This is a genomic window from Stackebrandtia soli, assembly GCF_965137155.1.
Taxonomy (GTDB): Bacteria; Actinomycetota; Actinomycetes; order Mycobacteriales; family Micromonosporaceae; genus Stackebrandtia; species Stackebrandtia soli.
This window is the reverse complement of record NZ_CBCRZX010000005.1, coordinates 1-9,392: the sequence shown is the minus strand read 5'-3', so window position 1 is coordinate 9,392 and position 9,392 is coordinate 1. Positions and strand designations below refer to the sequence as shown.

At 66.9% G+C, this 9,392-nt stretch carries 9 protein-coding genes and 1 pseudogene; 6 read left to right on the top strand and 4 right to left on the bottom strand.

Going from position 1 to position 9,392, the window contains the following annotated elements; all coding sequences use genetic code 11:
* Positions 1–57 precede the first annotated feature (57 nt).
* Positions 58–915, bottom strand: a complete 858-nt coding sequence (locus ACM9NP_RS04630; protein ID WP_415645321.1) for a peptidylprolyl isomerase — start codon at positions 913–915, stop codon at positions 58–60.
* A 55-nt stretch (positions 916–970) separates the two neighbouring features.
* Complete coding sequence (locus ACM9NP_RS04625; protein ID WP_415645320.1) at positions 971–1,315, bottom strand: hypothetical protein; 345 nt, start codon at positions 1,313–1,315, stop codon at positions 971–973.
* Between the two features lie 192 nt (positions 1,316–1,507).
* Between ACM9NP_RS04625 and ACM9NP_RS04620 the strand changes: the two genes are divergently transcribed.
* From ACM9NP_RS04620 to ACM9NP_RS04595, 6 genes are all read left to right on the top strand, one after another.
* Positions 1,508–2,209 (top strand): MBL fold metallo-hydrolase, encoded by a 702-nt coding sequence (locus ACM9NP_RS04620; protein WP_415645319.1) that lies wholly within the window; start codon positions 1,508–1,510, stop codon positions 2,207–2,209.
* Between the two features lie 65 nt (positions 2,210–2,274).
* Positions 2,275–3,597, top strand: a complete 1,323-nt coding sequence (gene hisS, locus ACM9NP_RS04615) for a histidine--tRNA ligase (RefSeq protein ID WP_415645318.1) — start codon at positions 2,275–2,277, stop codon at positions 3,595–3,597.
* Between the two features lie 255 nt (positions 3,598–3,852).
* Positions 3,853–4,227 (top strand): DUF485 domain-containing protein, encoded by a 375-nt coding sequence (locus tag ACM9NP_RS04610; RefSeq protein ID WP_415645317.1) that lies wholly within the window; start codon positions 3,853–3,855, stop codon positions 4,225–4,227.
* Positions 4,224–5,960 (top strand): solute symporter family protein, encoded by a 1,737-nt coding sequence (locus ACM9NP_RS04605; RefSeq protein WP_415645316.1) that lies wholly within the window; start codon positions 4,224–4,226, stop codon positions 5,958–5,960. Before ACM9NP_RS04610 ends, ACM9NP_RS04605 begins: the two co-directional genes overlap by 4 nt.
* 331 nt (positions 5,961–6,291) lie before the next feature.
* Positions 6,292–6,846 carry a hypothetical protein gene (locus tag ACM9NP_RS04600; protein WP_415645315.1) on the top strand — a complete coding sequence of 185 codons (555 nt, stop codon included), beginning with the start codon at positions 6,292–6,294 and terminating at the stop codon, positions 6,844–6,846.
* Between the two features lie 212 nt (positions 6,847–7,058).
* Positions 7,059–7,550 carry a DUF1990 family protein gene (locus ACM9NP_RS04595; protein ID WP_415645314.1) on the top strand — a complete coding sequence of 164 codons (492 nt, stop codon included), beginning with the start codon at positions 7,059–7,061 and terminating at the stop codon, positions 7,548–7,550.
* A gap of 19 nt (positions 7,551–7,569) precedes the next feature.
* Here the strand turns inward: ACM9NP_RS04595 and ACM9NP_RS04590 are convergent, their stop codons facing one another.
* A complete protein-coding gene (locus tag ACM9NP_RS04590; protein ID WP_415645313.1) occupies positions 7,570–8,415 on the bottom strand; it encodes an LppU/SCO3897 family protein in 846 nt (281 codons plus the stop codon).
* Between the two features lie 198 nt (positions 8,416–8,613).
* Positions 8,614–9,392, bottom strand: a pseudogene (locus ACM9NP_RS04585) (hypothetical protein); the annotation flags it as partial.

Genomic DNA, 9,392 nt, shown 5'->3' with positions numbered 1-9,392 from the left:
GCGCCGAGCGGATCNGATCCGCTCGACGCCCACGCGTGGGTGTCCGTGTGTCCAGGACTAGCGCGACTCGACCGCGCCCTTCTCGGCGATGTCGCGGATGACGTCGAGGCCCTCGGAGACCTCACCGAACAGGGTGTAGTTCGGCGGGAGGTAGGTGTCCTCGTAGACGATGAAGAACTGGCTGCCGTTGGTGTCGACGCCGGAGTTCGCCATTGCGATCGACCCGGCCGGGTAGTTCGGCGGAGGGGTCTTTCCGGCGGCGAGGTCCTCCTCGCTCAGCTCCTCGGCCGTGTCCTCGGGCTCGTGTTCGTTGGCGAAGCTGTACGTCGGGCCGCCCATGCCGGTGCCGGACGGGTCACCGCACTGGAGGACGAAGAGGTTCTCGGTCGTCAAGCGGTGGCACTCGGTTTTGTCGAAGAAGCCCTGCGACGCCAGGAACGTGAAGCTCGCCGCCGTGCACGGCGCCTTCTCGTTGTCGATGGTGAAGCTGACGGTGCCCGTGTTGAGCTCCAGCGTCATCTCCTGGGTGCCCGTGTTCGGCTGGTCGCCGTCCTCGGGAACGCCCGCGTCGACCGCGTTGGGGTTCGGCTGCTCCGCGGGAGCGGGCACGTACGCGCACTCGGCGGCGCCGTCGGCGACATCGGCGGGGGCGGTCATCGTCATGGTGTCGATGGTGACCTTGTCGAGCGGCTCACCGTCGCCGACGAGCGTGGGCGGCGGAACCGGCTCGGGCGTGTTGAGGTGCACGACGAGCTTGTAGATGCCGAATCCGGCCACGGCGGCGACGACGACGCCGATCGTGGTGATGATCGACAACTGCACGCGCCGCCGTTTCTTCGCACGCTCGACCTTCTCGGCCATGCGCGCTTCCAGCTTGGCCCGTGCGGCGTCGCGCTTGTCTCGCACTGTGGACACCCGGATTCTCCGATCGTGGTTGGTTCAGTCGTTGGTGGTTGAGGGGTGGGGCCGACTATTCGGCGGCTTCCTCGCTGGGCGACTCGCTGCCGGCCTCACTGGGGCTTTCGGACGCGCCTTCACCGGGGGATTCGGACGAGTTCTCGTCCGGCGATGGCGATTCGTCACCGGGGACGTCCTCGCTGACGACCGGGTTCGGGTCCTCCGCGGGTTCCGGGGAGTCGAACGCGCCGGTCAGCCAGAGAACCAACAGCACGGCCCCGGCGATGATCGCGACGACCGCGACGGCGGCGCCGATCTGACGGCGCCGACGGGTTCGGGTGGCCTGACGTGCGATCTGGCGCTCATGCTTGGCGCGCGCCAGTTGGCGCTGCCGTGCCTTGCCCTTGGAAGAGGACACTGCCGATACCCCTTAATGTGTGCATGGTGTGGGTGGTTGCGTCTCCGCCTGTCGTCCGCCGAGTGGGCGGCGGCTGATCAGCGACCGGCAGTCTATAACGTCAAACCCGCATGCTCCTCAGTCGCCAGCCTCGGTACGCTGGCGTTAACGGGGTCGAAAAGCCACTATAAAGGCGCAGAAAAGGGACAAATCGTGTTGATCGAGAGCCTGGTCGCGGAGGCGTTCGCCACAAATTGTTATGTGGTTGCGGCCGAAGCCGGTTCCGACTGCGTGGTGATCGATCCCGGTATCGGCATCGCCGAGCGCCTGAACGCCTTCCTGGCGGCCCGCGACCTGACGCCGGTCGCCGTGATGATGACCCACGGCCACCTTGACCACACCTTTTCGGTGACCCCGATCGCCGATCCGAGGGGCATCCCCGCCTACGTGCACCCCGGCGACGCGGGCCAGCTGGTCGACCCGTTGGCCGGTCTCGGTGACCTCGGCCGAATGTTCGCGGGCAAGTTCGACTGGCGGGAGCCGAACGAGATCGCGTCGGTCGTCGACGGGCAGAAGCTGGAGCTGGCGGGGTTGACCTTCACCATCACGCACGCGCCCGGCCACACGCCCGGATCGGTCCTGTTCGGACTCGATGGCGACGACGACGCGGAGTCCTACAGTTTCACCGGCGATGTGCTGTTCAAGGGCACCATCGGGCGGACCGACCTGCCCGGCGGTGACAGCGCCCAGATGATGGCGTCGCTGCGCGACAAGGTATTGGCGCTTCCCGACGGCACCGTCGTCCTGCCGGGCCACGGGGACAGGACCGACATCGGCGTCGAGCGCCGGACCAACCCGTTCCTGATCGAGTTGAGCAACGAGGGCCATACACAGGCGCCGACGCGCGGCCTGTGAACATCGCCGCGCCCGTCGGCGCCGCCTCGTGACATACCTCAACCGCCTACACAGGAGCATTCATCATGAGTCGTCCTTCCCCGCTGTCCGGATTCCCCGAACTCCTTCCGGCGGACCGGATCGTCGAGCAGCGGGTCATCTCCGCGCTCGCGGAGACCTTCGAACTGTACGGATTCGCCTCCGTCAACACTCGCGCCGTCGAACCGCTCGATCAGTTGCTGCGCAAGGGGGAGACCTCGAAGGAGGTCTACGTGCTGCGGCGTCTGCAAGCGGAGGCCGAGTCCTCCGACTCCGGTCTCGGGCTGCACTTCGACCTGACCGTCCCTTTCGCGCGGTACGTCCTGGAGAACGCCGGCAAGCTCCAGTTCCCGTTCCGCCGGTATCAGATCCAGCCGTGTTGGCGCGGCGAACGCCCGCAGGAAGGCCGCTACCGGGAGTTCTGGCAGGCCGACATCGACGTCATCGACCGCGATGACCTCCCCGGGCACTACGAGGTCGAGCTGCCTCTGGTCATCGGGGACGCGTTGGCGAAGCTACCGATCCCCGCGATGCGCATGCACGTCAACAACCGCAAGCTGTCCCAGGGTTTCTTCCAGGGCCTCGGCATCGCCGATCCGATGGCGGCCGTCCGCGTGGTCGACAAGATCGACAAGATCGGTCCGTCGGGCGTCGCCGATCTGCTGGCCGAGACGGTCGACGCGACGCCCGATCAGGTGAAGGCGTGCCTGGCGCTGGCCGAGATCACGAGCGACGACGCCTCCTTCGCCGATCGGGTGCGGGCGCTCGGCGTCAGCGATCCCCTGCTCGACGAAGGTTTGTCCGAACTGGTCGACGTAGTGGAGGCGGCGGCGGCCGACGCCCCGGGACTGGTGGTCGCGGACATGCGGATCGCGCGCGGTCTCGACTACTACACGGGGACGGTCTACGAGACGTTCATGTCGGGCTATGAGCGGCTCGGTTCGGTGTGTTCGGGCGGACGCTACGACAACCTCGCTTCGGACGGCAAGAATCGGTTCCCCGGCGTCGGACTGTCGATCGGTGTCTCGCGGATCCTCGTCCCGCTGCTGGGGGAGGGGCGGCTCGCGGCGACGCGGCAGGTACCCACCTGTGTCCTCGTCGCCCTGCCGAGCGCCGATTCCCGCCGGGACTGCGACGCGATCGCGCGTCGTCTGCGGTCGCGGGGCATCGCCACCGAGGTCGCGCCCGCCGCCCAGAAGTACGGCAAGCAGATCCGGTTCGCCGAGCGTCGCGGCATTCCGTTCGTTCTGTTCCCGGGCGTTGACGGCGCGCCTCCGGAGTTGCGGGACATTCGGGGTGGCGAACAGGACACAGTCGACATTGACACCTGGTTGCCGCTGGAGGCCGACCGACGTCCCGAGATCGCCTGAGGCACAACGAAAGCGCCCGACNGGAACCGCTCCGGTCGGGCGCTTTCGTCTATGAGGGACTGTTTCCCGAGGTATCAATCCATGCCGAAAACGACGCATTGCGCACGAAAAGCAGACAATCCCACCCAATGCAAGAGTGATCCAACTCACATTTTTCAGGTCATTGTGATGTAACTCTCTTCTGGATTTCATCGATCAATGGCGATACGGTACTTCGCACCTATCCGTGCCGATAGTCCATGCTGGAGGACTCTAATGTCCGATCTGGAGCAACCGGGTCCAGAACCCGGGACCAACCTCGCCATCGCCAACAGCCCCGAGTTCGCGCGTCTGCGCTTGTCACTGCGTCGCTTTGTCTTCCCCGTCACCATCGGATTCCTCGCCTGGTACGCCCTGTACGTCCTGCTGTCCACATACGCCACCGAATGGATGCGGACTCCGGTGTTCGGGAACGTGAACGTCGCGCTCCTCTTCGGAGTTCTTCAGTTCGTGTCCACTTTCGGCATCGCGTGGGCCTACTCCCGATACGCCGACAGGCACCTGGATCCGGCCGCCGAGGCCATCAAAGCCGACATCGAAGCCGCTGACGCGGACGTCACCACCGATGAGACGCCCAAGGAGGAGTCATGACGATCCTGGCGACCGGAGCCGACGACACCTCCCGGACCATCACCATCTCCTTGTTCCTGCTGCTCGTCGTCGCGACGCTGGCTATCACCGTGTGGGCCGGCCGTCGGACGTCCGGCGCGGGCGACTTCTACGCCGGTGGCCGCGGCTTCTCCGGATTCCAGAACGGAATGGCGATCGGCGGCGACTACATGTCGGCGGCGTCGTTCCTCGGCATCGCGGGCATCATCGCCCTCTCCGGCTACGACGGTTTCCTGTACTCGATCGGCTTCCTCGTCGCGTGGTTGGTCGCCCTGTTGCTCGTCGCCGAGCTGCTGCGCAACGCCGGCAAGTACACGATGGCGGACGTGCTCGCGTTTCGGATGCGTCAACGTCCCGTCCGCACCGCCGCGTCGGTCTCGACGGTGACCGTCTCGGTCTTCTATCTACTCGCGCAGATGGTCGGTGCCGGTGCCCTCGTCACCCTGCTGCTCGACATCTCCGAGAACGAGACCTTCCTCGGGATGTCGGCGAGCACCGCGAAGGACTTGACGATCGTGGTCGTCGGCGTCCTCATGATCACCTACGTCGTCGTGGGTGGCATGAAGGGAACGACATGGGTCCAGATCGTCAAGGCCGCGATGCTCATGATGGGCGCCGCCCTCATGACCGTGCTTGTCCTGCTGGCGTTCAACTTCAACCTGTCGGACCTGCTCGGCACCGCCGCCGAGGAGTCCGGGGAGGGCAGCGCCTTCCTCAGCTCCGGCCTGAAGTACGGCCAGGTGGTCGAGGGGGATCCGGTCCAGACGACGATCAACAAGCTCGACCTCCTGTCGCTCGGGCTCGCGCTCGTGCTCGGAACGGCTGGGCTGCCGCACATCCTCATCCGCTTCTACACCGTTCCCAACGCGAAGGCGGCGCGGAAGAGCGTCCTGTGGGCGATCGGCATCATCGGTACCTTCTACCTGATGACGCTCGCCCTCGGCTTCGGTGCCGCGGCCCTCGTCGACCGGGCCGACCTGGAGGCGGACACCTCCGGCAACGTCGCGGCGCCGATGCTCGCCCGACAGCTGGGGGAGATGTTCTTCGGCGGCGATGTCGGAGGCGCGATCCTGCTGGCGTTCATCGCCGCCGTCGCGTTCGCGACGATCCTCGCGGTGGTCGCCGGGTTGACGCTCGCCTCATCCTCCTCGCTCGCGCATGACCTGTACGCCAACGTGTACCGCAACAGTCGGCTGTCTCGACGGCTGCGGCTCGGACGAATGATGAAGGCGCGCTCCGTCAAGGCGAGGGCCAAACTCGAAAGCGAGGACGACCGCAAGGAGATCGTGGTCGCGCGAATAGCGGCCGTCGTGATCGGGCTGTTCTCGATCCTGTTGGCGATCTTCGCGCAGGGCCTCAACGTCGCGTTCCTCGTGGCCCTGGCGTTCGCCGTCGCGGCCTCCGGAAACCTTCCGGCCATCTTGTACAGTCTCTTTTGGAAGAGATTCAACACGGCCGGGGCCGTCTGGGCGATCTACGGCGGACTGCTGGCAGCCGTCATCCTCGTCGTCCTGTCGCCCGTCGTCTCGGGGGAGAAGGGTCTCTTCCCCTCCGTCGACTTCGCGATCTTCCCCCTCAGCAATCCCGGACTCGTGTCCATCCCGTTCGGGTTCCTCTGTGGCTGGCTGGGCACCGTCCTCTCGAAGGAGAAGGCGAACGCGGAGAAGTACGCCGAACTGGAGGTGCGCTCACTGACCGGTACCGGCGCTCACTGACGGCCCACACGACTCGGCTCCGCGCGGACACTCCCGCCGTGCGGAGCCGAGTCGTGTCCGTTTGCGGTTCCGGGCGCAACTGCTGGCCACGGGCCGTTTCTTGGCGGGTGCGATAAGTGCCTTGGGCACGACACTTGTGACTTCAAATATTGCCTGCGATACTCGTCCAGTGTTGGAACGCTTGCACCGCAAGTGGTCTAGACACCGCTGCATTTAAATGTAAAGATGTATAACTGATCGGACTCTTAACCGTTTCGATCAGCAGGTGAACACGACCGGTGACCGAAAAACGGTGGCCAAGCCGCCGGTCTTCGACGTGAAAGGCACCGCCATGACTGACAGTGCGATCTCGACGCACCCCGGCACCGTCGACAGCGCCGTCGACCCGGCCACCACCCCGAAGCGTTCCACCGGGGGCAGCCGCGCCCTCGCGGTCGCGAGGATCGTCCTCGGGTGGATCTTCCTGTGGACCTTCCTGGACAAGACCTTCGGTCTGTACGGGACGCCCGCCGACCGCGCGTGGGTCACCGGCGCCAGTCCCACCCAGGGGTACCTATCGAATGTGGACGGCACATTCAGTTCGTGGTTCGCCGCGCTCAGCGGTTCCCCGGTCACGGACGTTCTCTTCATGGGAGGCATGGCGGGTCTCGGCGTCGCCCTCGTCCTCGGGATAGGACTCCGCACCGCCGCGATCGGTGCTGTCGCGCTCCTCGGTTCGCTGTGGCTGTCCGCGCTGCCCCTGGAGACGAACCCCGTCATCGATCAGCATCTCGTCTATCTCGCGGCGATCGTCGCGTTCGCCGCCGCGAACGCGGGGGACACCTGGGGGCTCGGTCGTGCCTGGGCACGCACCCGGCTAGTCCGTAGGATCCCGATCCTGCGGTGAAGTGTTCGAGCACGACGATGCCCGCCCGTCACGACGTTGGGCGGGCATCTCCATGTCCGGGCTGGCGGCCCTCGATCCGGTGACCCGGCGTTCGCCATGGGAGCCTTATGCTCACGCCCTCGGGGGAAGCCCGTCGCCTCGCCCGAACGACGACGATCGCCTCACCGGTGGTCGGTGCTGTGGGAGTGGTTCGTGAATCGAGGTCGATCGACATGAAGGTCAACTATCCCGAGATCGGCGCGACGCGGCACGGCCCGATGCCCGCCGGGTATCGGCACCTGCACCGTCAGGCCATTGTGGACGCACCTCTCTCGTACGCCGCCGAGGTGCTGTTGACGTGGGCGCTGCACGAGCGATGCGGACTTCGCCCGAAGGCAACCGGACCGCGAGCGACGCCCGGGGTCGAGGTGATCCTTCATTTCGCGTGGCTGCGTGTCCCCTGCCAGGTCGTCTGGGCCGAGTCCACCCCGGAACGCACGGGCTTCGCCTACGGTTCCCTCGACGGCCACCCGGAATGCGGTGAGGCCAGTTTCGTACTGGAACCCTTGGGGCCGAGCCGGACGCGCTTCACGGTGCGCTCGTTCTCCAAGCCCGGCATCTGGGCCAGCAGACTGGCCGCGCCGGTGGCCCGCCGCCTTCAAAGCCGAGCCACCGACCGCTTCACGACCGAGCTGCGGGACGCGTGCGCTCGGCGTTCGCCATGAACGTCGAGCACTCGCGGCTTCAGTCGACCGGTACCAGGCAGACGACGTAGCGCAGGATCGCGTCGTCCGACAGGGCGTAGATCGCGTCGTCGGCCCCCGTGCCGGCGCATGAGGCGCGCACGACCTCGTCGTTCGATCCCTCGCCGGGATTGTCGTCGCGCAGCACGACCTGCCATTGCGCGTCCGGGTCGTCACATGCGACCGTGACGACGTCGGCGACGTCGTCGGCGTCGGTCAGGCAGTCGCCCTCGTAGGCCAAGGCCGGTGGCAGCCCGTACGCGTCACCGCTGGTGGGCGTGTCGCTCGGTTCCGTCGGCGCGGTCGACGGGGACGTGTCGGGGCCCGTCGGCACGGCGTCGACGCTTGGAGCCGGGTCGATGGTCGCGCCGTCATCGCTGCGGGAGTCCACGACGTACCAGACGACGGCCGCGACGAGCGCGATCGCGGCGATGACGCCGACGACGATCGCGATGATGACCCCCTTGCCGGGTCCGCCGCCCGACGATGGCGGTGGCGCGCCGTAGCCGCCTCCCGGTGGTGGTTGGTTTCCACCGCCGTGGCCCCAACCGGGCTCTGGAGGTGGCGCGGGCGTCGCCTGCCCCGGTGCGTAGGGGTTGCCGCCTCGACTCGGGCCGTACGGGTTCGGTGTCTGCTCGCCGCCACCGTACGGATTCGGCGGTGGTCCCGGCGGGGGCGGTCCCGGCGGGTTGGGCGGCTGTTGTGGCCCGCCAGGCGGTGGATGACCCGGCTGCTGTGACCCGCCGTACTGAGGCCCGCCGTACGGAGGTTGCTGTCCGTGACCGGAGTCAGCCGGATTTCCTGACTGTCCGTGTTGTCGGTCCTCTTCGGGAAATGGGGTCGTCATGGTGATGCCCTGCTTTCCGTCGATGTGCAACCTCCGGTCAGCACACCCTAGCCCCGACGACGGACGGCGCGGGTCGAGTCGATCAAAGCCCCGACCAGGGTCCGGACACGAAACGGGCCGGTGAGGACAGACGTCCCAACCGGCCCATCGTCACCGTCCGACCCGCTTCCTAGGAAGCGGGTCTCAACGGCGCTGACGCTACTTCGTCATCGTGCAGTAGACCCACTCCCACGGCGGGGTGGCCTGGTCCGGGCCGATGTAGTAGTACTCCCAGCCGCTCTCGCCGCACACGCCGATCGCAGCCGCCTGGTCGTCGGTCTGGCTCGCGTCGGGCGTACCAGAGGCGATGACCTCTTCGTCCGCGTCGGCGGCGTTGCAGTCGACGACGTTCGGGTACTGACGGGTGCTCGAAATGCAGTCACCGGCCTTGGGCAGCTCGCCGTAGTTGAGCAGGTTGCTGCCGTCGGCGGGCTCCAGGCAGATCATCCAGTCGAGTGAACGCGACGTCTGGTCGTACTGGTACAGGAACGTCACCGCGGGGGTGCCGGCGCAGACCGTCTTGGCGGTCTCCTCAGCCTCGGCGTCGGTGCCGCCCGGCTCGTCGGAACGGGCCGTGACCCGGTAGACCGCGTTGGTGTCCTCGCAGTTGACGACCTTGATCTGGTTGGCGATCATCGATTCGTCGGTGCAGCTGCCGACTTCGGCGACCGTCGTGTTCGAGGTGTCGCCGACGTCCGGCTTCGGGTCGTTGTTGAACAGGTTCGTCGTCGTGGCGACGATGACGATCGCGATGACGACGACCGCGGCGATCCCGAGTCGGATGAACAGTCCGGTGTTGCTCTTCTGCGGCGCCGGCGGCAATCCACCGGGCATAGGTCCACCGGGGGGCGGCGGGAAGCCGGCCGGCGGAGGCTGCTGGCCGGGCACGAAACCGCCCTGCTGGCCCGGTCCGGGGGGAGGGGTCGGCTGACCAGGGG

What these genes read in the sequence shown, in the direction of transcription:
- ACM9NP_RS04595 (WP_415645314.1), top strand. Translation starts at nt 7,059, where the DNA reads ATGAAGGTCAACTATCCCGAGATCGGCGCGACGCGGCACGGCCCGATG.
- ACM9NP_RS04600 (WP_415645315.1), top strand. Translation starts at nt 6,292, where the DNA reads ATGACTGACAGTGCGATCTCGACGCACCCCGGCACCGTCGACAGCGCC.
- ACM9NP_RS04610 (WP_415645317.1), top strand. Translation starts at nt 3,853, where the DNA reads ATGTCCGATCTGGAGCAACCGGGTCCAGAACCCGGGACCAACCTCGCC.
- ACM9NP_RS04590 (WP_415645313.1), bottom strand. Translation starts at nt 8,415, where the DNA reads ATGACGACCCCATTTCCCGAAGAGGACCGACAACACGGACAGTCAGGA.
- ACM9NP_RS04605 (WP_415645316.1), top strand. Translation starts at nt 4,224, where the DNA reads ATGACGATCCTGGCGACCGGAGCCGACGACACCTCCCGGACCATCACC.
- hisS (WP_415645318.1), top strand. Translation starts at nt 2,275, where the DNA reads ATGAGTCGTCCTTCCCCGCTGTCCGGATTCCCCGAACTCCTTCCGGCG.